This is a genomic window from Stenotrophomonas sp. X (assembly GCF_055721025.1).
In genome coordinates this window covers 2,135,944-2,156,068 of sequence record NZ_CM146756.1, presented here as the reverse complement: position 1 = coordinate 2,156,068, position 20,125 = coordinate 2,135,944, and the positions used below count along the sequence as shown (strand labels likewise).

Here is a 20,125-nt window from a genome sequence, read left to right as displayed (position 1 = left end):
GATGCGGAAGGGCAACGCCACAGTTCGACGCAGCCTCCACACCGATCTCACCGCGCGTACGATCCGCGTGGCTAAGGTAGAGCGGTCTGCAACAACCGGTGGTGCCATGCCTTTTCGAGCAATTGCCTACGTAAGTGAAGCCTCCCGCAACCTGACGGAACAGCGGCTGCAGCAGCTTGTTTCGGAGGCGGTGCAGTTCAACGAATCCGTCGATGTGACCGGCACACTGCTGTTCGATGGCTCGCGCTTCCTGCAGTACCTGGAAGGCCCGGAGGCAGGAATCAAGGCCGCTTACATGCGCATTCTGGGAGCCAGCAGCCACAGTGGGATCGTCGAGCTGAACCGGGGCAGGGTGGGGCGTCGACAGTTTCCGCACTGGCGGATGCGCAGCGTGCGGGTGGACGAACTGGCGCTGGGAAAGATCGCCATCTCCGACTGGACCGGCTTCGTGCGCAGCGCGTCGGCGCTGCAGTCGGGCACCAGTGCCCTGGACCGACTGCTGTCAGTTTCGCAGTCGCACACGGAGGCAGGTGCGGGCAGCATCACGGAACTTGACGGGCAGCTGGCACGATGAAGGCCACAGCCGCCCCGGTTGCGTCCGACCCACCACGCGTCGGCTGTGCGGGTTGGTCGCTGCCGCGGGCGGATCAGGAAGCGTTCGGCGCGGGCGACAGCCTGCTGCAGCGTTATGCCACACGCCTGCCGATGGTGGAGATCAACTCGTCCTTCTATCGACCGCACCAGCCCAGGACTTACGCGCGATGGGCCGCTAGCGTGCCGGAGGGCTTCCGGTTCGCGGTGAAACTGCCGCGGGAGATCAGCCATGAGCGTCGGCTGCGCGATGCGATGCAGCCGTTCGAACAGTTCCTGGATGGCGTGCTGGAGCTGGGTGGAAAGCTGGGGCCGCTACTGCTGCAGTTGCCGCCCAGCCTGGTGTACGACACGATCACGGCCGAAACCTTCCTGCGGGGCCTGCGCGCCCGCACGCGGGCCGATCTGGCGTGCGAGCCGCGCCACCCGAGTTGGTTCACGCCGGAGGTCGATGCGCTGTTGAGTGCGCATGACGTTGCACGGGTTGCCGCGGATCCGGCACGGGTGCCGGCGGCGGCGATTCCCGGCGGTGACCGCACGTGGAGCTATTGGCGCTGGCACGGCCAGCCGCAGATCTATCGCAGTGCCTACGACGAGCCGACCCTTGCCCACCTTGCGCGGCAGCTGCTGGCCGAGGCCGACGCGCAACGACCCGCCTGGTTCGTACTGGACAATACCGCGCTGGGTCACGCCACCGGCAATGCCCTGCACCTGCAGGCGCTGCTGCAGGAGAACGAACATGCCTGAAGGCCCTTCGATCGTCCTGCTGCGCGAAGCAGCGAGCCATTTCAAGGGGCACGTGGTCCGCACCGTCTCCGGGAACAGCCGCATCGACCTGTCGCCGCTGCAGGGCCGAAGGGTCAAGGCGGTCCGCAGTTGGGGCAAGCACTTCCTGCTGGAATTCAGCCATCACACGCTGCGCATCCATCTGATGATGTTCGGCAGCTGGCGCATCGACGAGCGGAAGCCAGCCCCGGCGCGGGTATCGCTGGTGTTCGACAACGGTGAGCTGAACTTCTATGCGTGTTCCGTGCGCCTGATCGACCAGCCTCTGGACGACATCTACGATTGGCGGGCGGACGTGATGAACGATGCCTGGGATCCGAAGCTGGCCAGGCGCAAGCTGAAAACCATGCCGGACGTCCTTGCCTGCGATGCGCTTCTGGACCAGACCGTCTTCGCCGGCGTGGGCAACATCATCAAGAACGAGGTGCTGTTCCGGATAGGCGTGCACCCCGCCACCCGGCTGGGCGACCTGCCACCACGCAGGCTTGCCGCCATGATCGAGCAGGCCCGCGCCTACAGCTTTGATTTCCTGGAGTGGAAGCGCCGCTTCGAGCTGAAGAAGCATTGGCAGGTGCACACGAAAAAGGTCTGTCCCCTGTGTGCTGGCCCGATCAGCAAGCTCTATCTGGGGACCACGCGGCGACGCACGTTCTTCTGTCCCCATGATCAGGTACTGTACGGGGCCTGAGGCTGCCGTCCGTGGCAGCACGGTTCCGCGGCGCGCCGATCAGGCGGCCTGCGCGGCCTTGGCGTTGCCGCCGCCCTTGGCCAGCAGGGTCAGCTTTTCGTCGGTGGCCTTCTCTTCTTCCAGCGTCTCCAGCAGCAGCGGAAGGGCATCCTTGTAGCCGAGCTGCTTGGCCAGCGCGGCGATGGTGCCGTAGGACGCAATCTCGTAGTGCTCGACCTTCTGCGCGCCGCCGATCAGGGCCGCATCCCGCACCGGTCCCTTGTCGATGCTGTCGATCACTTCCTTGCCTTCTTCCACCAGGCCCTCCATCGCCGCACATTTGATGCGCTTCAGGCGAATGCCAAGCACCTCCACCACCTGGTCGATGCGCTCGATCTGGCCCTGCGTTTCTTCCAGATGCGTCTCAAACGCCATGGCCAGGTCCGGGTTCTCGGCCGCACGGGCCAGGCGTGGGAGGGCCTTGGTCAGCTGCTTCTCGGCGCTGTAGATGTCCGAGAGTTCGTGGATGAACAGGTCTTCCGCCGTCTTGATAGCCATACTGGGCTCCGCAGTGAGTGGAGTGCACAGCGTAGGTCCTGACCGGTTGCGATCGGGCAGGGGCCAGGTGAAGGCGGCATGGGAACGACCACGCGAACTCTGCGCGCTGTCTTCACGATGCAGGATCTGTCGGCGTCCGTTGCCGCCGATGCATCCAGGTCTTCGCCATGGCTTCACAATGGCATCGCTTCGTGCCCATGCACCGGCCGGTACGGTCACTTCACGCCCGATCACGCGTGGAGACTCCCATGAGCGATGACAAGAAGAACACCGGCAGCCCGGACCGGGATCGTATCAACGTCAACGAAGATTACGAGCTGCAGTACTGGACCGCGACGCTGGGCGTGTCCGCCGCAGAACTTCGTGCCGCTGTCGCGGCGGTCGGCCCCACCGCCGTTGCGGTCCGCAAGCATCTGGGAAAATAGCGCGGAGTTGCCCATGTCGCTGGTCGAGTACCGCCGCAAGCGTCGTTTTGACCAGACCCAGGAGCCCGAGCCAGGCAAGGCGCTACCGAAAGGCCAACGCGCCATCTTCGTGGTGCAGTTGCACCATGCCAGCCGCAGGCACTACGACTTCCGCCTGCAGGTCGGGGACGCGCTGAAGAGCTGGGCCGTGCCCAAAGGTCCCAGTTACGACCCGAAGGTCAAGCGCATGGCGGTGGAGGTGGAGGATCATCCTGTCGACTACGCGAGCTTCGCCGGCGAGATCCCCAAGGGCCAGTACGGCGGTGGCCATGTCGCCCAGTTCGACCACGGTGTATGGGCCACGCAGGGCGACCCGGAAGCCCAGCTTGCCAAGGGTCATCTGCGCTTCGAGCTGTTCGGCGCCAAACTGAAGGGCGGATGGCATCTGGTCCGCTCCGGGAAGCCGGCGCGCCAGCCGCAGTGGCTGCTGTTCAAGGACGACGACGAATTTGCCGGCGATATCGAGGCGGACGATCTGCTGGCCGATGTCGCTGAACCCCCTGCGGAGGATCTGAAGCGGTCGGGTGCCGGCAAGACTGCAAAGAAGAGGCTCGCCACAGTACCCGTCAGGCGCACCCGGCCAAAGAACTGGGCGAAGAAGGCCCTGGCGCTCAGCAGGGCAAGAAAGGCCGCAGCGCCGTCCGGTCCATTCGAACCGCAGTTGGCCAAGCTGGGAGACGCGCCGCCCCAGGGTGGGCAGTGGATCCATGAGATCAAATGGGACGGGTACCGCATCCTTGCCACGGTCGCCGAGGGCAATGTGCAGCTTTGGTCCCGGAATGCACTGGAGTGGACCGGCAAGATCCCCGAGATACGTGACGCGGTGGCGGCGCTGGGCCTCACTTCAGCCGCACTGGACGGCGAGCTCATCGCCGGCTCCGGCACCAAGGAGGACTTCAACCTGCTGCAGGCCACGCTCTCCGGCGAGCGCCAGGGCGTGCTGACGTATGCACTGTTCGATCTGCTGCATCTTGATGGTGTGGATGTCGCTGATGCGCCCTTGCTGGAGCGCAAGGCCTTGTTGCAGTCCGTGCTGGAAGGACAGGGCCGCCCGTTGGCGTTCAGTTCGCATGTGCGAGGTGATGGCGATGAAGCCTATCGCGTGGCCGGCGAGCAGCATTTCGAGGGCATCATCTCCAAGCGCGCCGACCGCAGCTACCACAGCGGCCGCAGCGAGGATTGGCGCAAGACCAAGCAACTGGCCAGCGACGAATTCGCGGTGGTCGGATATACCGCCCCCAAAGGCAGCCGCACCGGCTTCGGCTCACTGCTGCTGGCCCGGCCGCATGCGAAGCATGGCTGGCTCTACGCCGGCCGCGTCGGGTCCGGGTTCTCGGACGAACTGATCGGTGACATCAGCAAGCGCATCAAGGGCGGTGGCGGTCGCAAGCCGACTGCCTACGTGCCCACACAAGACACCGACCTGCGCGCTGCGACCTGGTTCGAGCCACGTTTCGTGGTCGAGGTCTTCTACCGCGGGATCGGCGGGCAGCAGCTGTTGCGCCAGGCGTCGCTGAAGGCGGTGCGGGCCGACAAGGATATCGCCGACCTTGCCGATTCCGATCGTGCTGGAACGTCCCCGGCGGCGGCGCGCACACCGGCAGCCTCGCGACCTGCGCGCAAGACCAGGAAGGCACCGGTGGCGGATCGCGCGCCGCCGTCGCTGTCGTCTCCGGGCAAGATCCTGTTTCCCGGCGACGGTTACACCAAGCAGGACGTGTGGGATTACTACACGGCAGTGATGGAGCATCTCCTGCCCGAGGTGATTGATCGCCCGTTGTCGATCATCCGATGCCCCAGTGGCACCGCAAAACCCTGTTTCTTCCAGAAACACCATACGGCCGGACTGGAATTGGTCGACGCGGTAAGGCTGAAGGAAGAAAGCGGCGTCAATGCCCATTACCTGGTTGTGCGCGATCCGGCCAGCCTGCTCGAACTGGTGCAGTTCAACGCATTGGAATTCCATCCGTGGGGCAGCCACGCCGAAGCGCCCGAGCAGGCCGACCGGGTGGTGTTCGATCTCGATCCAGGACCGGACGTGCCCTTTGCGGAGGTCAAGAATGCGGCCACCGACATCCGCAAACTGCTGGCGCAGCTGGAACTGGAGTCATTCCTGCGTGTATCCGGCGGCAAGGGCCTGCATGTGGTCGTGCCGCTCAACCCGGGATGCGATTGGGACCTGACCAAGCGCTTTGCGAAGGGTTTCGCCGAAGCACTGGCGCAGTCCGAGCCCCAGCGGTTCCTGGCAACAGCCACCAAAAGCCTGCGCAACAAGCGGATCTTCGTTGACTATCTGCGAAACGGGCGCGGAGCAACGGCGGTCGCGTCGTACTCGTTGCGGGCCAGGCCGGGGGCACCGGTGGCGTTGCCGATTGCATGGGGGGATCTGTCCAAACTCAAGCGCGCCGACGCGTTCACGATCAGGGATGTGCCGGCAAAGCTCAAACGGCGCCGCAGGGACCCGTGGGCCGGCATCGACAAAGTGAAACAGAATCTTGCGCGATGGGCGCAGGCAGACGGGTAGCCCAGGCGCACTCTGCGTACCGTCTGTCTGTCTGAACCCAGCTGATCCACAAAATACACAGCGTCGGAACATACCGGCGGCGCGGTTGGCCTGTGCTTTCGACACGGAATCTGGGGGGATTCGCTACAGGAGCAGCCAATGCCGATCAGGGCAGTCGCATACGTAAGTGAAGCGGCCCCAGCCTTTGCGGGTGACCCGCTGGGTCTGGGCAGCGTGAAGCTGGACGAACTGGTGGACGACGCCGCCCGCTTCAACCGAAATGCCGGCGTCACCGGTGTTCTGCTGTTCGACGGCGCCCGCTTCCTGCAGTACATGGAGGGGCCCGAGGACGGTTTGAGCGTGGCGTACTCACGGGTGCGCAGTGCTACCAGCCACACCGGACTGATCGAGTTGCAGCGCGGCAGGGTAGGCAACCGGCGTCTCCCGTTCTGGCCGATGCGCTGGCTCCCGACGCCGCCGGCGGCGTTGAGACGCCTGGCCTGCGCAGACTGGCTGGGGTTTGTGCAGCACAGCGACGGCCAGGCCGAGGCTGAGACGGCGATGGATATCCTGGCCAGGTTGGTCGAACCCTATGCGATCGCGGCCTGACGTACTGGCTTAACCACCTCCATAGCGCGCCGCCCACGGGATCTCTCCGCTGCACACGTTGAGGTGTCCGGTGCGCATCACGCAATACATCCGGGCATCGGAGTCGGCACTGGCAGCAATGAAGTCCAGCGCCTCGGCGAGCATTCGGATGAACTGCGGCTCGGGGTAGAACGCCGCCCATTCCGGCAGCATCTCCTCCAGCTGCGCGATCATCAGGTCGATCTCCAGTTGCGTGCTCACAGCGGGTTCCTCCTTCCAGGCACGCTAGCGACCGCACTGCAAGGGAGGCGTCGTCGTCCGCACAGCGGGCGCAGGCGTGTCGCCCACGTGATGTTCACCCCGCCCTTGATCGGCATCGCTGCTGCCACGCGTGTGAGCATTTCCTGCACGGCCGCACCACTGCTGTTTCACCCCCAGCGGAGTATCAGGGAAGGCTTCCAGCTGACTCTGCAAGGGTGTATTCATGGCCGACCCGTTACCGCGCGCCAGCCTCTGGTCCCGTGATGCCGAATCGAACAGCTTCCGCCCACTTGCCGGAACCACGCATGCGGACGTGCTGGTGGTTGGTGCTGGCATGACCGGCCTGCTGACAGCGGCCCGCCTGGCCGATAGCGGCCTGGATGTGCTGGTGGTCGATGCGGGGCCCATCGGCGGGCGCAATACGGTGATGTCCACGGGCAATCTTTACGCGCCCGTTTCCCGGCTGGCAGACCTGATCGCGCGTTGGGGCGGTGACACGGCCAGTCGTATCGTGCAGTGGCGGCAGCAGGCGCTGCGGTCCATCGAAACACTGGTTCACCGCTACGATCTGCGCTGTGGCTTCGAACGCGTGGCCATGCAGTACGGCATGCAGGAGCGCACCCGCGAGGTCACTGCGCGATTCGAGCGTGAGCTGCAGGCCTATCAGCGCGTCGGCCTGCAATGCGAACACCACCAGTCCGGGCTGCCGTTCACCTTGGGCCACGCCTTCCGCGTTGCAGATCAGGCGCAATTGGATCCGGCGGCGTTCTGCATTGAGCTGGCGCGACATCTGGCGGGCCGGGTGCGCATCCACGACTGGACCCGGATCAACAGCATCGAGGCATCCGCCGGCGTTGCGACGGCCGACGGCGCCCGCATCCACGCCAGGCACTTCGTGCTGGCCACCCATTCGCCAGCAGGTTTCAACCTGGTGCAGGCCGAGATGGAGGTCTACCGCGAATACGGCGTGGCGGTACCGGTTGCCACGCCGCCCGCGGCAGGCATTCATTGGATTGCCGATCGGCACCGATCGCTGCGCGGGGTGCGCGGTACTGATGGCCGTGACTGGTTGGTGCTGGTCGGCGAGACCCACCGCACCGGCGAAACGCCGCCGATGGATCCAGCCCAGCATCTGGTCGCCGACGCGCATCGCAATTTCACCGTGCAGGGAGAGCCGCTGTGCTGGTCCGCGCAGCAGTTCCGCGCAGCCGACCAGCTGCCCTACATCGGCAGCAGCGCGCACGACAATGTGTGGCTGGCTACCGGCTATGGGCCGGACGGCTTGACCTGGGCGGGCGTGGCCGCGCGTGCGATCACCGAGGGAATCCTCGGCACGACCAGCGAGATCGAGCAGCTGCTCAGCCCCATGCGCTTCACACCGGTGCGCTCGGCGGCCGGCTGGGCCCGTACCAATGGCACCGTTGCGCGGCACATGGTGGGAGATCGCCTTGCTGCTGTGCCGTCGCACTCGCCCAGTGAGCTGGCCCGTGGTTGCGGCGCACTGCTGGACGTGGATGGAAAGCGCACTGCGGTCTACCGCGACGAGGGCGGGCGCCTGCACACGATGTCGGCGCTCTGCCCGCACCTGAAGTGCGTTGTTCAATGGAATGGTCATGAGCGCACATGGGATTGCCCTTGCCACGGCAGCCGCTTTTCCGCTACCGGAGCGCTGCTGGAAGGCCCTGCCAGGCAGGGCCTCACACCAGAACAGTGATAGGTGCAGGTAGCCGCCGGAGCAGCGACCTCAGGCTTCGGCGGCCGCGTCCGCATCGCAGGGCATGCAGCGCTCCTTCTTGGACTTGATGTCTGCAGCGGTCTTCGCCAGTGCCTCGTAGCGCTGGCGTATCTCTTCAAGGTGGGCCGGCTCCATCGACTCCAGGTTCAACAGCTCCTGGTTGGCGTCCTTGCTGACACGGATCAGTTCATCCAGTTTGATGTGCAGCGCTGCGGTGTCGGCGTTCTGCGTATGCTGGATCAGGAACACCATCAGGAAGGTCACGATGGTCGTTCCCGTATTCACCACCAGCTGCCACGTGTCATTGAAGTGGAAGGCCGGCCCGCTGGCAGCCCAGGTGATGATCACCCCCAGCGCTGCGACGAATGCCCCGAGGCTGCCGGACAATCGCGCCGTCGCGGCCGCGACACGGGCGAAACCGCGCCGGATCACTGGTCACCTCCCGCGGCCTCCTCATCCGTGCGACGGTCTGGCAGCCTGGCCCGCTCCCCAAGGCGCTTGGCCTGCTCGTCCGGCGTGGGTGCAGCAACGAAGGGAGAGATCGGGTCGCTGGCGGGGAAGGTTTCCTGCAGCGCTTCGTCATGATTGCGGTGGTTGTGCAGCTTAGCCTGCAGCGGACTGACAGGATCGGGGCGCTGCGCCTCCGTGTCCGGATGGGGAAGGTCTTTCTGGTCGCGTTGCATGGTGCATCTCCAGGTTGATCACCACCTCGCAGGTGGCGGGCCCAGCATAGGAATGCGTTGTGGGCGCCCCCATCAAGGGCGGGGCAACGTGGCGTCAATCCTTCAGGCAACGCGCGTTAACAATCATCAGGGTGGGGGAGCCCGGCGTCGGCCACGGCGGCGCCAGGCCATCACCTGGCCCACCACCGCCGTCAACAGCAGCATCGCATTGGTCACCACGAAGACCACGCTGCCCAGCATCGCGCTGTACACCGTGAACAGCGCAGATGCGGTCATCTGGCCTGCGAACAGCCACCTGGACACGGCTTCCGGGTTGGACGACTGCCACTGCTTCACCATCTGCCGGATCAAGGTTGCCATCAGTACCGCCGTGGCGGCCCAGCCAAGTACGTCGGGGTGCATGACGGCCTCCGGTGTGTGGGCACCCAACGCTAGCCCTTGGCTGGGCAAGGCCGTACGAACGGGAGGTGAAGACAACATCCCGCATCCGGCGCCCTCACGCCATTCACTCCGCAGCGGCGAGAATGGCCCCTCGGGCGCACCATGCGCGATCCGCCCACCGAATGCAGGAATGCTGAGATGTCCAACACCCCCTTTGGCGAATCGTCATGTGCTGCCGCAGCCAGCGGCTGCATCGAGGTGCGCGGTGCGCGCGAGCACAACCTGAAGAATGTCGATGTCTCCATTCCACGCAATGCACTGGTGGTGTTCTCCGGCGTGTCGGGGTCCGGCAAGTCCTCGTTGGCCTTCGGCACGGTCTTCGCCGAGGCGCAGCGGCGCTACTTCGAATCCGTCGCGCCGTACGCGCGTCGCCTGATCGACCAGGCCGGCGTGCCCGACGTGGATGCCATCGACGGCCTGCCGCCGGCGGTGGCCTTGCAGCAGCAGCGCGGCGCGAGCAATGCGCGCTCGTCGGTGGGCAGCGTGACCACGCTGTCCAGCCTGGTGCGCATGATGTACTCGCGGGCGGGGGCCTACCCGGCCCACCAGCCCATGCTGTACGCCGAAGACTTCTCGCCCAACACCCCACAGGGTGCCTGCAGCACCTGCCACGGCCTGGGGCACGTCTATGAGGTGACCGAAGCGCTGATGGTGCCGGACCCATCGCTGAGCATCCGCAAGCGCGCCATCGCCTCCTGGCCACCGGCCTGGCATGGCCAGAACCTGCGCGACATCCTGGTCACGCTGGGCTACGACATCGATGTGCCGTGGAAGAAGCTGCCGAAGAAGGACCGGGACTGGATCCTGTTCACCGAGGAAACCCCGACCGTGCCGGTCTATGCCGGGTTCACGCCCGCCGAGACCCGCGCCGCGCTCAAGCGCAAGCTCGAGCCCAGCTACATGGGCACGTACACCGGCGCACGCCGCTACGTGCTGCACACCTTTGCCAACACCCAGAGCGCGCTGATGCGCAAGCGTGTTTCCCGCTACATGGAGGGCCGGCTGTGCCCCGCCTGCCACGGAAAGCGCCTGAAGCCGGAAGCACTGTCGGTCACCTTCGCGGGCGTGGACATCGGCGAGTTCATGCGGCTGCCGCTGGACCAGCTGGCGGCCTTGCTCGAGCCCATCGCGCAGGGCGATTTCAGTGCACACAGCCACGGCGCGCGTACCAGAAGGCGTGCAACGCCCCGCGATCGCGCCAAGCGAACAGCAAGTGGCCGCGCGACCCACGAAGGCGCCCCCGACGTGCGCCTGACCTCAGCCCTGTCAGAGGAAAAGCGCCTGGCGGCACAACGGCTGGCGGGTGGGGTCATGGCGCGGGTGCGACAACTTCGCGAGCTCGGCCTGGGCTATCTCTCACTGGACCGCGCCACGCCCACACTGTCGGCCGGCGAACTGCAGCGCCTGCGCCTGGCCACGCAGCTCAGCTCGTTGCTGTTCGGCGTGCTGTACGTGCTCGACGAACCCTCGGCCGGCCTGCATCCGGCCGACAGCCAGGCGCTTTACCGTGCGCTGGAACGGCTGCGCGACGGCGGCAACTCGGTGTTCGTTGTTGAACACGATCTGGAGCTGATGCGCCGCGCGCAGTGGCTGGTGGATGTCGGCCCGCAGGCAGGAGAGCATGGCGGACGCGTTCTCTACAGTGGCGAGCCTGATGGCCTGCGCAACGTTCAGGATTCGCGCACGGCGCAGTACCTGTTCGACCGGGTGCCCGCGCCGGTCAGCCGGCAGCGCAGTGCCAACAGCTGGCTGGCGCTGCAAGGCATCCATCGCCACAACCTGCACGGCGTGGATGCGCAGGTGCCGTTGGGGTTGCTGACTGCAGTGACCGGCATTTCCGGATCGGGCAAGTCCAGCCTGATGGCGCAGGCGCTGCCTGAGCTGATGCTGCTGCACCTCGGGCATGAGACAGCAGACGACGGCGCCGACAGCGCGCCCACGGATGGACCCACCGTGATCGAAGCCACTCGGGGCCAGCTGGCCGGCGACGTAGACGCCATTCAACGCGTGGTACAGGTAGACCAGAAGCCCATCGGGCGTACGCCACGCTCCAACCTGGCTACCTACACGGGCCTGTTCGACCACGTGCGCAAGCTGTTCGCCGCGACACCCGACGCGCGCCGCCGCCGATTCGACGCGGGTCGCTTTTCGTTCAACGTGGCCAAGGGCCGATGCGAAACCTGCGAAGGCGAGGGCTTCGTCAGCGTCGAACTGCTGTTCATGCCCAGCGTCTATGCACCATGCCCCACCTGCCACGGCGCCCGCTACAACGAAGCCACGCTGAGGGTGCAGTGGAACGGCCGCAACATTGCCGAGGTCCTGCAGATGACGGTGGACCAGGCCCATGCGTTCTTCGCCGAAGAAGAGGCCATCGCCCGCCCGCTGCAGCTGCTGCAGGAGATCGGCCTGGGCTACCTGCGGCTGGGCCAGCCAGCCACCGAACTTTCAGGTGGCGAGGCGCAACGCATCAAGCTGGCCACAGAGTTGCAGCGCAGCCAGCGCGGGCGCACGCTGTACGTGCTGGACGAACCCACCACCGGCCTGCATGCAGCAGACGCGGACAGGCTGCTGATGCAGCTTCAGCGGCTGGTGGACGCAGGCAACACGGTAGTGATGATCGAGCACGACATGCGTTCTGTCGCGCAGGCCGACTGGGTGATCGACGTCGGCCCGGGCGCTGGCGGCGCGGGCGGCACCATCGTGGCGGCTGGGACGCCGCATCAGGTGGCCCACGCCAAGGGCAGCAGGACGGCACCGTTCCTGGCATCCGAGCTGGGGCAGGGTGTGCGCGAGCGGAATCATCCGGCAGGAGGCGCCTAGCCGCAGGACAGCAGCGTCCAGCAACGATCGGCAATCTCTGCCGCGCCAGGGTGGCCGCGCAGGCTTGATCGTTTCGCAAGGCGGCACTGCAGATCGTCCATCCAGGCTGACCGGGTACCGTGCGGATCTCTCACATAGATATCGCAGGCAAGCCGGATGACCGGCGCCACTTCGTGCCGGAAACTCATCGCGGGCAGCGCACCCAGATTGAACGCGGTTTCCCAGTGGGCCAGCTCGCGCTCCACATCGACAACATCCTTGCTTCTTCCGTGGCTCACGGCGCCTACCCCTGTTCGAAACCTCACTGTACACGCTTGCTGCCGGGAGCCTGTTCATCACAACCGTTCATACAACGCGCTTGCCGGCACGTTCCCGTAACGGCAACAGGCCCACAGTCAATCGGCAGCACACTTGCTGCGACGGAGAATCGAAATGAACAGCGTCCCCGAACAGAACAGGAATGACCGCTCCAACGCTTCCGCTGAAGCAGCGCAGCCCGTGCAGCAGGGGCAGGTCGAGGGGGGCGAGCCCGGCGCAGAGGAGCCTGGCCGGCAAGGTGAACAACAGCAGCAGGACAAGAAGGATCGTAGCGACTCGAATCCAACGGACCAAAAGAAAGGCGGTCCCGGCGGTGATACGCGTCGCTGAAGAACAGGAGGAGCCGCGCGCCGCGCGGCTGCTTCCGCGCAGCAGACAGGGAGCGCGCATGTCCTCGCAAAGCCAGGCGATCAGCCTGATGACCAAGATCATGTACCAGTGCCGCCCGGAGAGAATGACGACGATGGCGCAATGCCGTTGCTGCGATGCGCCCAGTCCTGGCGGGATGGAGTGCGCACGGTGCCTGACCGGAAGGCTTGGCGAAACGATTCACAATCGTGGCGCAGCGTTCGGCTGGCTGGAGTCGTTCCGCAGGGTCCAGCAGGACGAAGCACACGTATTCGAATGCGCAAAGCGCGCCGATGCGGCATCTTCCTAGGCGTCGCATCCAGACCTGACATCGCGCAGGCGTATGCTCGGGTCATCCAGGAGCACGCCATGACTTTTCCGATCTGCATCTACGATAGAACGGGCACGGGGCTCCGGCTGCCCACGGGGTGGTGGATCGACCTCCAGTCTGATCTGCCCGCGCTGGTGAACGGCGCCGCACGTATCGATCTTCCGCGGTCTTCGAAAGACGAGCATCCACGCTTGGATCCAGAGGTCCTGAGGGACCTTTTCCGGCGCATCGGGGGTTCGCAGTGGCTAGGTTGAATCCGGTGCGTTCCCTGGGAGTGCGCTGGCTGTTCTTCCGTCTTCGCAACGGCCAATCCATCAGTCCCGCCAGGTTGATGTCCGTCTGGTCCGAGGCTGCCGAATCCAATGAGTGCGCCGTGCGCCGCGAGATCATCGACGGCGCAGGCTACGTCTATGCCCTGTACGCGCCCAACAGCCTGCTTTCCCCCCGGCGTGTGGAGCTGCGCATGAGAGCGCTGCTGGAGGAGGCGGGCTACGCCTTCACGATGGGTAGCCTGGCAGGGCGTCACCCCGGCGACGGTTGAGGCGCGGCGCTGAGGCGCCGGCCGGACAGTCCATGTGTCGCTCTCATTCGGGGCCATCAGGCTCCAGAGGTTCGTCAGGTGCGGGATCGAAGAGCGCCAGCATCCGTTCCCGCCGGCACTGTTCGAGCCAGTGGTGCCATATCTCCACCTCGTCCATCAGCCCCGTGGCACCGCACGCGGGGCACGTGAGCGTCGTGCCCAATGGACTCGTCTTGATGCCGGCGTCCTGGGTCATTGAGGAGCGCAAGCCGCAGCTCTTGCAGGTCGATCGCAACTGATCGAGGCGAACGATGGCGCCATTGCGCGCAAGAAGGGGCTGGATCGCGTGGATCCGGAAGGCATTGGGAGGATGCATGGCCGTGTCGTCTGGGGCTGGACACGGGAGCAAAGGATTCTGCGCCGGAGAAGAGCCGTGAGAGCGCAGTGTGCTTTGTTGGAGGTTAACCCTTCATCAAGGTGCACACCGCGCGCCATGATTGGCCTGAAATCCCACGGCCGCAATCGTGCACTGACGTGGACGCCGGCGCTCGTCCGGCGCCGGCCCTGCCTCTGGGCAGGAAGGGCTCCGCCATCACGACGGAGCCCCGTACACTCACTTTTCCTGCAGGAACGTCAGCAGGTCCTGGTTGACCTTGTCCTTGTGCGTGTCGGTCAGGCCGTGCGGCGCACCCGGGTAGACAATCAGCTTTGCGCCCTTGATGAGCTTTGCCGACTGGCGGCCCGAGATATCGATCGGCACGATCTGATCGTCGTCACCGTGGATCACCAGGGTAGGAACATCGAACTTCTTCAGGTCGGCGCGGAAATCGGTGGCCGAGAACGCGGCGATCGAATCGTAGGTGTTCTTGTGGCCGCCCTGCATGCCCTGCGCCCACCACGCATCGATCAGCCCCTGCGACACCTTCGCGCCCGGGCGGTTGAAGCCATAGAACGGGCCCGACGGAATGTCCTTGTACAGCTGCGCGCGGTTCTCCATCTGTGCCTTGCGGATGCCGTCGAACACTTCGATCGGCAGGCCGTTCGGGTTGTCGGCGGTCTTCAGCATGAACGGCGGTACCGAGCTGATCAGCACGGCCTTTTTCACCCGTCCGGTGCCATGCCGGCCGATGTAGCGCGCCACTTCGCCGCCACCGGTGGAGAAGCCCACCAGGGTCACATCGTGCAGGTCCAGCGTATTGATCACCGTGGCCAGGTCATCAGCGTAGTGATCCATGTCGTTGCCATCCCACGGCTGGCTGGAACGGCCGTGGCCGCGACGGTCATGGGCAATGACGCGGTAGCCGTGGTTGGCCAGGAAGATCATCTGCGATTCCCAGCTGTCCGAGTTCAACGGCCAGCCGTGGCTGAAGGTCACGACCGGGCCGTTCTTCGGGCCCCAGTCCTTGTAGTACAGCTGCACGCCATCGGCGGTGGTGATGTAGCTGGCGGTGCGCGCGATGCTGGTGACTGCCGCCGGCCTGGCCGGTTCGGCGGCCTGCGCGGACAGGCCGGCCTGGACCGAGAGGGCGAGGGTGGCAACGGCCAGGGTACGGGCGAAGGTGTTCATGCGGGAACTCTCATGGGTGGGTGGTGAGACGTACTTTGCGCCAGCAATCAGGCATCTGGGATATGACAAGTCCGAATTTCTTGATAGATCGTCCTGATTGCGCGGACCCACAGTGGGGTCGACTGGATGATCATCCGAAGCTGCCCGACCTGGACCTGCGCACTACCGAACGAGCCAGAGGCGCTTGCGATGGTGACATTGCAGCCGGTTCTGCATTGCTTCCCGGAACGCAACATGACGTACCCCTTCACGGAGCTACCGCACCTGCGGCGTGCTGCCTAGGCTGATCCCACACGGCACCTGCCGTGTTCCGGGCCCATTGCCCGCGCAGTGGCCCGTCTTCCCATGAACTCCGCAGCGCTGGCCGCCAGGCAACCGTGCCCTGGCAATGTCACTGCCTGCGCCATGGGCAAGCGCCCGGATTCGTTCGCGCCAGCCTTGCATTGCTGCCCGCCAAATGGCTCTTCGTGGAGATCCCTCATGTTCAGTATGGAAAACACCGCCGCGCCCATTGCTCCCGCACTCGATGAACTGGTGCCCTCGCGCTACGCCCTGAAAGTGGGCGACGTCGAAGTGCTGGTGATCAGCGATGGCGTCCTGCCGTTGCCCACCCAGATGCTCGGCCACAACGTGCCGGCCGCCGACCGTGCCGAATGGTTCGAAGAGATGTACCTGCCGCAGGATGCCTTCGACTGGGCATTGAACGTGATGGTGGTGCACAGCGGTGATCGCACCATCCTCATCGATGCCGGCCTGGGCATGGACCCGGACCTGCAGCTGCCGCGCGCCGGCCAGCTGATCCGCCGCCTCGGTGCCGCCGGCATCAACCTGGGCGAAATCACCGACGTGGTGATTACCCACATGCACATGGACCACGTCGGCGGCCTGCTGGTTGAAGGCGTAAAGGAACGGCTGCGCCCGGACCTGAAAATCCACGTCGCAGCCGCGGAAGTGGAGTTCTGGAAGTCGCCGGACTTCAGCGGTACCAACATGCCGCAGGGCTTCCCCGATGCACTGCGCGCCACGGCCAAGCACTTCTGGGCCGAGTACAGCAGCTATGTGCACACCTTCCAGGACGAACAGCAGATCGCGCCGGGCGTGACGGCCCGCCGTACCGGTGGGCATACCCCGGGCCACTGCGTGGTGCGCGTAGCGTCCGCGGGGCAGGCCCTGACCTTTGCCGGTGACGCGGTGTTCGCGGTCGGCTTCGACCAGCCGAACTGGCACAACGGTTTTGAGCACGATCCGGAGGAATCCGCACGCGTTCGCGTCGCTCTGCTGAAGGACCTGGCCGGCACCGGCGAACTGCTGGTGGCCACCCATCTTCCGTTCCCGTCAGTGGGCCGGGTGTCGCTGGAGGGCGAGACGTTCCGCTGGGTGCCGGTGTTCTGGGACTTCTGATCGGATCCTGCGGATACAGCGCAAGCAGGGGTTTTCGACGGGGCGCATCGGCGCCCCGCTCGAATCCCGCAAGGACGAGGCCAACAACGGACGCCATCCACGCCTGGCGTGGATCTACTGGATGGCGGTGGGGTGGGCCAAACGTTGCAGCTTGTGCGGATTGCGCTGCACCAGGATCTGCGTGATCCGCTCGCCATCGGTCTCGAAGGCCATCGCCGCCTCCAGCTCGCCATCGAAATAGCGCAGCAGTCCCAACCGTCCGTTGAGCATGGCCGGCACCATCCGCAACTGCGCGCTGCGCCGCAGGTGCGGGGCATACAGCAGCTGGGCAATGCGTGCACCCCCGACCATCGGCCCGGGGAAGCTGGTGACGATACCGCCGCCGTCACCCACCAGCTCGGCCGATTCGGCCATCAAGGCCTTCATCGTGCGGAAATCCCCGCTGGACGCGGCCTCGGCGAAGCGGCGCAGCAGTTTCTGGTGCACGTCCTGCGGGACGTTGTAGCGCGGGCGTTCCTGCCGGAGCTGCTGGCGCGCACGATGCACGATCTGCCGGCAGGCGGCTTGCGTCTTGTCCAGGGTGCGCGCGACCACGGCGTAATCCTGATCGAACACGTCGTGCAGCAGGAAAGCCGCACGCGCATCCGGGGCCAACCGTTCCAGCACACTGAGGAAGGCGACCGACAGATCGCTGGCGGTTTCCAGCACGCACTCGGGCGTGGCGGTGTCATCGGTCAGCAGCGGCTCGGGCAACCACATGCCCACATAGTGTTCGCGCGCGTGCCGGGCCAGGCGCAGGCCATCAATGGCGCGACGGGTGGTGGTCGCCACCAGCCAGGCTTCCGGATTCTCGATCTGTGACTGGTCGGTGCCATGCCAGCGCAGCCAGACATCCTGCACCACGTCTTCGGCTTCGTGCGAAGACCCAAGCATGCGGTAGGCCACGCCGAACAGGCGTGGGCGGAGGCGTGAGAACAGCGCAGTGGATTCGTCCATGCCAGCGTAGACGGGACAGGTCCCCGGATTGTGACACCCGGGAACCTGTCGTTGGTGCCAGCGCCGGACGTGCGATCAGTGCGGCGGCAGCACCGCCGGCTTGCCGATGTCCTTGATCAGGAACACCACGAACTTCGCCGGCTCGGTGGCGCTGGCGTTGCGGCCTACGGTGTGCAGATCGGCCGGGCCTTCATGGAAGGCCTCGCCCGGGCCAAGGGTGACTTCCTTGCCGCCGGCCACACCCATCACGATCCGCCCTTCCAGGACATAGACGAAGCCATGGGCATCGTGGCGGTGGACAGGATCGGCGCCACCCGGCGGATACTCCACGGTAAGGATCAGCGCTTCCTTGCCGGGCTGCTCCGGCAGGGCGCGGGTCATCACCTCGCGCACCAGGGGCTCGGGCGCAGCAGAGGGCGGGGTGGCGGCAGCGCCGCACAGTGGCAGCAGCGCAAACAGGGCCAGAACAGAACGACGCATGGCAGGTCTCCAAAGCGGTAGAGCAGGGCCGCAGCATGGGGCAGCGGCGGAAGGATCAGGCCAGGCCGGCCTTCTCCAGGCCAAAGACTGCGTCCAGGGTGCCGGGCGTGGTACGGAAGGCAACGTTGGCGCGGTTCCAGGCGTTGATCGCCATCACCGCGTGGGTGAGGTCGACAATTTCCTGATCGGACAGCTGGCCGCGCACGCGTGCGTACAGCTCGTCGGGCACGCCCTGCGCCGGCAGCTGGGTCAGTACTTCGGTCCAGGCCAGGCAGGCGCGCTCGCGCGGGCTGAACAGCGTTGATTCACGCCATGCCGCCAGGTGATGCAGGCGCAGCGGACGCTCGCCGCGCAGGGTGGCTTCCTTCACGTGCATGTCCAGGCAGAAGCCACAGCCGTTGAGCTGCGATGCACGGATGTTGACCAGATCGATGATGGCCGCTTCGATCGAGGCGGTGTGGGCGGCATGCGAGTACAGGCCGAGCTTCTTGAACAGTTCGGGGGATTGCGCGGCGTAATCCAGGCGTGCGGTCATGGTGTGTTCCTGTAGCGTGTGAAGGGCACAGCGAGGCTAGGCCTGCATTCGCAATGCCGGTAGGCGGGGGCCGGGCCGCACGCTGTTGCATGAAAAGCACCAATGTCCTGTCACAGCGGCCGATGCTCGGCCGTCTGCCGGGCATGGACACCTCATCGCACCTGCGCACCGCATCGCGCCCTGCCAGCGAACAGGTCTGGCAGGCCTTCCTCACCGCATTGCGCGAACTGCCGCCCGATGCACGTGCGGTACTGTTGCTGCACGACGTGCTGGGTGCCGGATTCGAGGACATCGTGCCCCTGCTGGGGCTCGATCTTGCCGCGTGCAGGCAACGGTTGAAGCTGGCGCGGAGCCACCTGCACGCACAACGTGCCCGCCCGGAGCCAGGCCACCCATGAACGCCGCAACGCCCCGCCTGGCCAGCGACGGCCACGATGCGCTCAATGCGTCCTTCTCCACCAGCTACGCCGGCGTGCTGGCCTTCATTGCAGTGGCGTCCGAGGGCAGCTTCGCGCGCGCGGCCGACCGCCTCGGCATCGGCCGCTCGGCCGTCAGCCGCAGCGTGCAGAAGCTGGAAAGCCAGCTGGGCGTGCGGTTGTTCCTGCGCACCACGCGCTCGACCACGCTCACCCGCGAAGGCGAGCTGTTCCTGGAGGGCTGCAACCCGGGCGTGACCTGCATCCTGCAGGCGCTGGAGGAAATGCGCGACCTGCGCGAGGGCCCGCCGCGCGGGCACCTGCGCATCAGTGCCAGCCACGGCTTCGGCCGGCGGGTGATTGCCCCCCTGCTGGCAGCCTTCCGTGCCGAGTACCCGCAGGTATCCGTGGAGCTGCTGCTGGACGAGCAGGCCCCCGACCTGGCCGGTGATCGCATCGACGTGGCGTTTCGCGACGGCCTACTGGAAGACAGCCAAGTGATCGCCAAGCAGCTGGTGCCGATGCAGCTGGTCGTATGTGCATCACCGGCGTACGCGCAGGTGCACGGCCTACCCGCGTCGGTGGACGCGCTGCCCACGCATGCCTGCATCGGGCGGCGCCTGCCGGGCGGACGCATGCAGCCCTGGGAATTCCGTGTCGACGGTGCCGAAGTACACCTTCAGCCGCCTGCTGCACTGGTGTTCAACGATGCCGACCTGGCCCTGCAGGCCGTCATCGACGGGCTGGGCATCGCCCAGCTGCCCAGCTATCAGGTGCGTGAAGCGCTGTGGGCGGGCAGGGTGGTGACCTGCCTGGATCGGCATGCGCCGCTCGATCGCGGCCACTACCTGTGCTACCTCAGCCGCCGCCAGCTGCCCAAGCGCGTGCGTGCCTTCATCGACTTCAGCACGCAGCGGGTGCGCGCGCTCGAACTGGATGTGATCTCGCACTGGGAAGCACGCCAGCAGGCCACCCCTCTGAAGCCAGGCGCACAGCCTGCCTTGGCCTGAGCGTACTGGTGCGTGCCGGGCAACAGTGCGCGGCCGGTCACGGACCTACTGCCTCGCGCCCGCGCCACCTACGATGCCTGCGCCCGGCCACACGCCGGTAGCCCCT

25 protein-coding genes are annotated in these 20,125 nt (G+C 65.9%); 14 read left to right on the top strand and 11 right to left on the bottom strand.

Features of this window, described 5'->3' with window-relative positions:
• The first annotated feature begins 106 nt into the window (after positions 1–106).
• Genes ACZ75I_RS09940 through ACZ75I_RS09930 form a run of 3 tightly spaced genes read left to right on the top strand, consistent with a single transcriptional unit; the run spans position 107 to position 2,065 of the window.
• A complete protein-coding gene (locus ACZ75I_RS09940) occupies positions 107–574 on the top strand; it encodes a BLUF domain-containing protein (protein WP_180868009.1) in 468 nt (155 codons plus the stop codon).
• Positions 571–1,338 (top strand): DUF72 domain-containing protein, encoded by a 768-nt coding sequence (locus ACZ75I_RS09935; protein ID WP_472957777.1) that lies wholly within the window; start codon positions 571–573, stop codon positions 1,336–1,338. The genes ACZ75I_RS09940 and ACZ75I_RS09935 overlap by 4 nt, the downstream gene beginning before the upstream one ends.
• Complete coding sequence (locus ACZ75I_RS09930; RefSeq protein ID WP_472959054.1) at positions 1,331–2,065, top strand: DNA-formamidopyrimidine glycosylase family protein; 735 nt, start codon at positions 1,331–1,333, stop codon at positions 2,063–2,065. The genes ACZ75I_RS09935 and ACZ75I_RS09930 overlap by 8 nt, the downstream gene beginning before the upstream one ends.
• 39 nt (positions 2,066–2,104) lie before the next feature.
• On the opposite strand, the gene ACZ75I_RS09925 is transcribed toward ACZ75I_RS09930, so the two are convergent.
• Complete coding sequence (locus tag ACZ75I_RS09925) at positions 2,105–2,602, bottom strand: YciE/YciF ferroxidase family protein (RefSeq protein ID WP_069138517.1); 498 nt, start codon at positions 2,600–2,602, stop codon at positions 2,105–2,107.
• A 248-nt stretch (positions 2,603–2,850) separates the two neighbouring features.
• On the opposite strand from ACZ75I_RS09925, the gene ACZ75I_RS09920 reads away from it, so the two are divergent.
• The 3 genes from ACZ75I_RS09920 (at position 2,851) to ACZ75I_RS09910 (ending at position 6,178) form a co-directional block, all read left to right on the top strand.
• On the top strand, positions 2,851–3,027 hold the full coding sequence (locus tag ACZ75I_RS09920; RefSeq protein ID WP_065426543.1) for a DUF3606 domain-containing protein: 177 nt from the start codon (positions 2,851–2,853) through the stop codon (positions 3,025–3,027).
• A gap of 13 nt (positions 3,028–3,040) precedes the next feature.
• Positions 3,041–5,590 carry a DNA ligase D gene (gene ligD / locus ACZ75I_RS09915; RefSeq protein WP_472957776.1) on the top strand — a complete coding sequence of 850 codons (2,550 nt, stop codon included), beginning with the start codon at positions 3,041–3,043 and terminating at the stop codon, positions 5,588–5,590.
• A gap of 138 nt (positions 5,591–5,728) precedes the next feature.
• Positions 5,729–6,178, top strand: a complete 450-nt coding sequence (locus ACZ75I_RS09910) for a BLUF domain-containing protein (protein ID WP_180867861.1) — start codon at positions 5,729–5,731, stop codon at positions 6,176–6,178.
• Between the two features lie 9 nt (positions 6,179–6,187).
• Here ACZ75I_RS09910 and ACZ75I_RS09905 read toward each other — a convergent pair whose 3' ends face one another.
• Entirely contained in the window at positions 6,188–6,418 is a 231-nt protein-coding gene (locus tag ACZ75I_RS09905) for a hypothetical protein (RefSeq protein ID WP_180867863.1), read from the bottom strand.
• Positions 6,419–6,641: 223 nt separating this feature from the next.
• Here ACZ75I_RS09905 and ACZ75I_RS09900 point away from each other — a divergent pair, with 223 nt between their 5' ends.
• On the top strand, positions 6,642–8,132 hold the full coding sequence (locus ACZ75I_RS09900; RefSeq protein WP_346476107.1) for an FAD-dependent oxidoreductase: 1,491 nt from the start codon (positions 6,642–6,644) through the stop codon (positions 8,130–8,132).
• 30 nt (positions 8,133–8,162) lie between these two features.
• On the opposite strand, the gene ACZ75I_RS09895 is transcribed toward ACZ75I_RS09900, so the two are convergent.
• From ACZ75I_RS09895 to ACZ75I_RS09885, 3 genes are all read right to left on the bottom strand, one after another.
• Positions 8,163–8,585 carry a low affinity iron permease family protein gene (locus ACZ75I_RS09895; RefSeq protein ID WP_019336571.1) on the bottom strand — a complete coding sequence of 141 codons (423 nt, stop codon included), beginning with the start codon at positions 8,583–8,585 and terminating at the stop codon, positions 8,163–8,165.
• Positions 8,582–8,836: a hypothetical protein gene (locus tag ACZ75I_RS09890; RefSeq protein WP_180867868.1), complete on the bottom strand. Its 255-nt coding sequence runs from the start codon at positions 8,834–8,836 to the stop codon at positions 8,582–8,584. The genes ACZ75I_RS09895 and ACZ75I_RS09890 overlap by 4 nt, the downstream gene beginning before the upstream one ends.
• Positions 8,837–8,962: 126 nt before the next feature.
• The gene (locus ACZ75I_RS09885; protein WP_346476108.1) at positions 8,963–9,238 is read right to left on the bottom strand and encodes a hypothetical protein; all 276 of its coding nucleotides are present in this window, start codon (positions 9,236–9,238) and stop codon (positions 8,963–8,965) included.
• A gap of 177 nt (positions 9,239–9,415) precedes the next feature.
• On the opposite strand from ACZ75I_RS09885, the gene ACZ75I_RS09880 reads away from it, so the two are divergent.
• Positions 9,416–12,097, top strand: coding sequence for an excinuclease ABC subunit UvrA (locus ACZ75I_RS09880; RefSeq protein ID WP_346476109.1), 2,682 nt, complete (start codon positions 9,416–9,418; stop codon positions 12,095–12,097).
• On the opposite strand, the gene ACZ75I_RS09875 is transcribed toward ACZ75I_RS09880, so the two are convergent.
• Entirely contained in the window at positions 12,094–12,342 is a 249-nt protein-coding gene (locus tag ACZ75I_RS09875; RefSeq protein WP_235646762.1) for a hypothetical protein, read from the bottom strand. The two genes, ACZ75I_RS09880 and ACZ75I_RS09875, sit on opposite strands and share 4 nt — an antisense overlap.
• Before the next feature lie 187 nt (positions 12,343–12,529).
• Between ACZ75I_RS09875 and ACZ75I_RS09870 the strand changes: the two genes are divergently transcribed.
• The 3 genes from ACZ75I_RS09870 (at position 12,530) to ACZ75I_RS09860 (ending at position 13,635) form a co-directional block, all read left to right on the top strand.
• Positions 12,530–12,745, top strand: a complete 216-nt coding sequence (locus ACZ75I_RS09870; protein ID WP_180867878.1) for a hypothetical protein — start codon at positions 12,530–12,532, stop codon at positions 12,743–12,745.
• 58 nt (positions 12,746–12,803) lie between these two features.
• Positions 12,804–13,073 (top strand): hypothetical protein, encoded by a 270-nt coding sequence (locus tag ACZ75I_RS09865; protein WP_472959035.1) that lies wholly within the window; start codon positions 12,804–12,806, stop codon positions 13,071–13,073.
• Positions 13,074–13,335: 262 nt separating this feature from the next.
• Positions 13,336–13,635, top strand: coding sequence for a hypothetical protein (locus ACZ75I_RS09860; protein WP_061478250.1), 300 nt, complete (start codon positions 13,336–13,338; stop codon positions 13,633–13,635).
• A gap of 43 nt (positions 13,636–13,678) precedes the next feature.
• On the opposite strand, the gene ACZ75I_RS09855 is transcribed toward ACZ75I_RS09860, so the two are convergent.
• A complete protein-coding gene (locus ACZ75I_RS09855; protein WP_005416559.1) occupies positions 13,679–13,990 on the bottom strand; it encodes a hypothetical protein in 312 nt (103 codons plus the stop codon).
• A gap of 237 nt (positions 13,991–14,227) precedes the next feature.
• Positions 14,228–15,181, bottom strand: coding sequence for an alpha/beta fold hydrolase (locus ACZ75I_RS09850; RefSeq protein WP_472959034.1), 954 nt, complete (start codon positions 15,179–15,181; stop codon positions 14,228–14,230).
• A gap of 480 nt (positions 15,182–15,661) precedes the next feature.
• Between ACZ75I_RS09850 and ACZ75I_RS09845 the strand changes: the two genes are divergently transcribed.
• Positions 15,662–16,582, top strand: coding sequence for an MBL fold metallo-hydrolase (locus ACZ75I_RS09845; RefSeq protein ID WP_472959033.1), 921 nt, complete (start codon positions 15,662–15,664; stop codon positions 16,580–16,582).
• 114 nt (positions 16,583–16,696) lie between these two features.
• On the opposite strand, the gene ACZ75I_RS09840 is transcribed toward ACZ75I_RS09845, so the two are convergent.
• The 3 genes from ACZ75I_RS09840 to ACZ75I_RS09830 all read right to left on the bottom strand — a co-directional run bounded on the left by ACZ75I_RS09840 (position 16,697) and on the right by ACZ75I_RS09830 (position 18,593).
• Positions 16,697–17,578, bottom strand: a complete 882-nt coding sequence (locus tag ACZ75I_RS09840) for an RNA polymerase sigma-70 factor (RefSeq protein ID WP_472959032.1) — start codon at positions 17,576–17,578, stop codon at positions 16,697–16,699.
• Between the two features lie 75 nt (positions 17,579–17,653).
• Positions 17,654–18,058 carry a cupin domain-containing protein gene (locus tag ACZ75I_RS09835; protein WP_065186737.1) on the bottom strand — a complete coding sequence of 135 codons (405 nt, stop codon included), beginning with the start codon at positions 18,056–18,058 and terminating at the stop codon, positions 17,654–17,656.
• A gap of 55 nt (positions 18,059–18,113) precedes the next feature.
• The gene (locus ACZ75I_RS09830) at positions 18,114–18,593 is read right to left on the bottom strand and encodes a carboxymuconolactone decarboxylase family protein (RefSeq protein ID WP_065196282.1); all 480 of its coding nucleotides are present in this window, start codon (positions 18,591–18,593) and stop codon (positions 18,114–18,116) included.
• An 89-nt stretch (positions 18,594–18,682) separates the two neighbouring features.
• On the opposite strand from ACZ75I_RS09830, the gene ACZ75I_RS09825 reads away from it, so the two are divergent.
• A complete protein-coding gene (locus ACZ75I_RS09825; RefSeq protein ID WP_065186736.1) occupies positions 18,683–18,991 on the top strand; it encodes a sigma factor-like helix-turn-helix DNA-binding protein in 309 nt (102 codons plus the stop codon).
• Positions 18,988–20,019, top strand: a complete 1,032-nt coding sequence (locus ACZ75I_RS09820) for a LysR family transcriptional regulator (RefSeq protein ID WP_472959031.1) — start codon at positions 18,988–18,990, stop codon at positions 20,017–20,019. Before ACZ75I_RS09825 ends, ACZ75I_RS09820 begins: the two co-directional genes overlap by 4 nt.
• The last annotated feature ends 106 nt before the right edge of the window (positions 20,020–20,125 follow it).

What these genes read in the sequence shown, in the direction of transcription:
- ACZ75I_RS09910 (WP_180867861.1), top strand. Translation starts at nt 5,729, where the DNA reads ATGCCGATCAGGGCAGTCGCATACGTAAGTGAAGCGGCCCCAGCCTTT.
- ligD (WP_472957776.1), top strand. Translation starts at nt 3,041, where the DNA reads ATGTCGCTGGTCGAGTACCGCCGCAAGCGTCGTTTTGACCAGACCCAG.
- ACZ75I_RS09820 (WP_472959031.1), top strand. Translation starts at nt 18,988, where the DNA reads ATGAACGCCGCAACGCCCCGCCTGGCCAGCGACGGCCACGATGCGCTC.
- ACZ75I_RS09830 (WP_065196282.1), bottom strand. Translation starts at nt 18,593, where the DNA reads ATGACCGCACGCCTGGATTACGCCGCGCAATCCCCCGAACTGTTCAAG.
- ACZ75I_RS09890 (WP_180867868.1), bottom strand. Translation starts at nt 8,836, where the DNA reads ATGCAACGCGACCAGAAAGACCTTCCCCATCCGGACACGGAGGCGCAG.
- ACZ75I_RS09870 (WP_180867878.1), top strand. Translation starts at nt 12,530, where the DNA reads ATGAACAGCGTCCCCGAACAGAACAGGAATGACCGCTCCAACGCTTCC.
- ACZ75I_RS09880 (WP_346476109.1), top strand. Translation starts at nt 9,416, where the DNA reads ATGTCCAACACCCCCTTTGGCGAATCGTCATGTGCTGCCGCAGCCAGC.
- ACZ75I_RS09925 (WP_069138517.1), bottom strand. Translation starts at nt 2,602, where the DNA reads ATGGCTATCAAGACGGCGGAAGACCTGTTCATCCACGAACTCTCGGAC.
- ACZ75I_RS09920 (WP_065426543.1), top strand. Translation starts at nt 2,851, where the DNA reads ATGAGCGATGACAAGAAGAACACCGGCAGCCCGGACCGGGATCGTATC.
- ACZ75I_RS09845 (WP_472959033.1), top strand. Translation starts at nt 15,662, where the DNA reads ATGTTCAGTATGGAAAACACCGCCGCGCCCATTGCTCCCGCACTCGAT.
- ACZ75I_RS09855 (WP_005416559.1), bottom strand. Translation starts at nt 13,990, where the DNA reads ATGCATCCTCCCAATGCCTTCCGGATCCACGCGATCCAGCCCCTTCTT.
- ACZ75I_RS09940 (WP_180868009.1), top strand. Translation starts at nt 107, where the DNA reads ATGCCTTTTCGAGCAATTGCCTACGTAAGTGAAGCCTCCCGCAACCTG.
- ACZ75I_RS09835 (WP_065186737.1), bottom strand. Translation starts at nt 18,058, where the DNA reads ATGCGTCGTTCTGTTCTGGCCCTGTTTGCGCTGCTGCCACTGTGCGGC.
- ACZ75I_RS09825 (WP_065186736.1), top strand. Translation starts at nt 18,683, where the DNA reads ATGAAAAGCACCAATGTCCTGTCACAGCGGCCGATGCTCGGCCGTCTG.
- ACZ75I_RS09850 (WP_472959034.1), bottom strand. Translation starts at nt 15,181, where the DNA reads ATGAACACCTTCGCCCGTACCCTGGCCGTTGCCACCCTCGCCCTCTCG.
- ACZ75I_RS09885 (WP_346476108.1), bottom strand. Translation starts at nt 9,238, where the DNA reads ATGCACCCCGACGTACTTGGCTGGGCCGCCACGGCGGTACTGATGGCA.
- ACZ75I_RS09930 (WP_472959054.1), top strand. Translation starts at nt 1,331, where the DNA reads ATGCCTGAAGGCCCTTCGATCGTCCTGCTGCGCGAAGCAGCGAGCCAT.
- ACZ75I_RS09840 (WP_472959032.1), bottom strand. Translation starts at nt 17,578, where the DNA reads ATGGACGAATCCACTGCGCTGTTCTCACGCCTCCGCCCACGCCTGTTC.
- ACZ75I_RS09900 (WP_346476107.1), top strand. Translation starts at nt 6,642, where the DNA reads ATGGCCGACCCGTTACCGCGCGCCAGCCTCTGGTCCCGTGATGCCGAA.
- ACZ75I_RS09865 (WP_472959035.1), top strand. Translation starts at nt 12,804, where the DNA reads ATGTCCTCGCAAAGCCAGGCGATCAGCCTGATGACCAAGATCATGTAC.
- ACZ75I_RS09935 (WP_472957777.1), top strand. Translation starts at nt 571, where the DNA reads ATGAAGGCCACAGCCGCCCCGGTTGCGTCCGACCCACCACGCGTCGGC.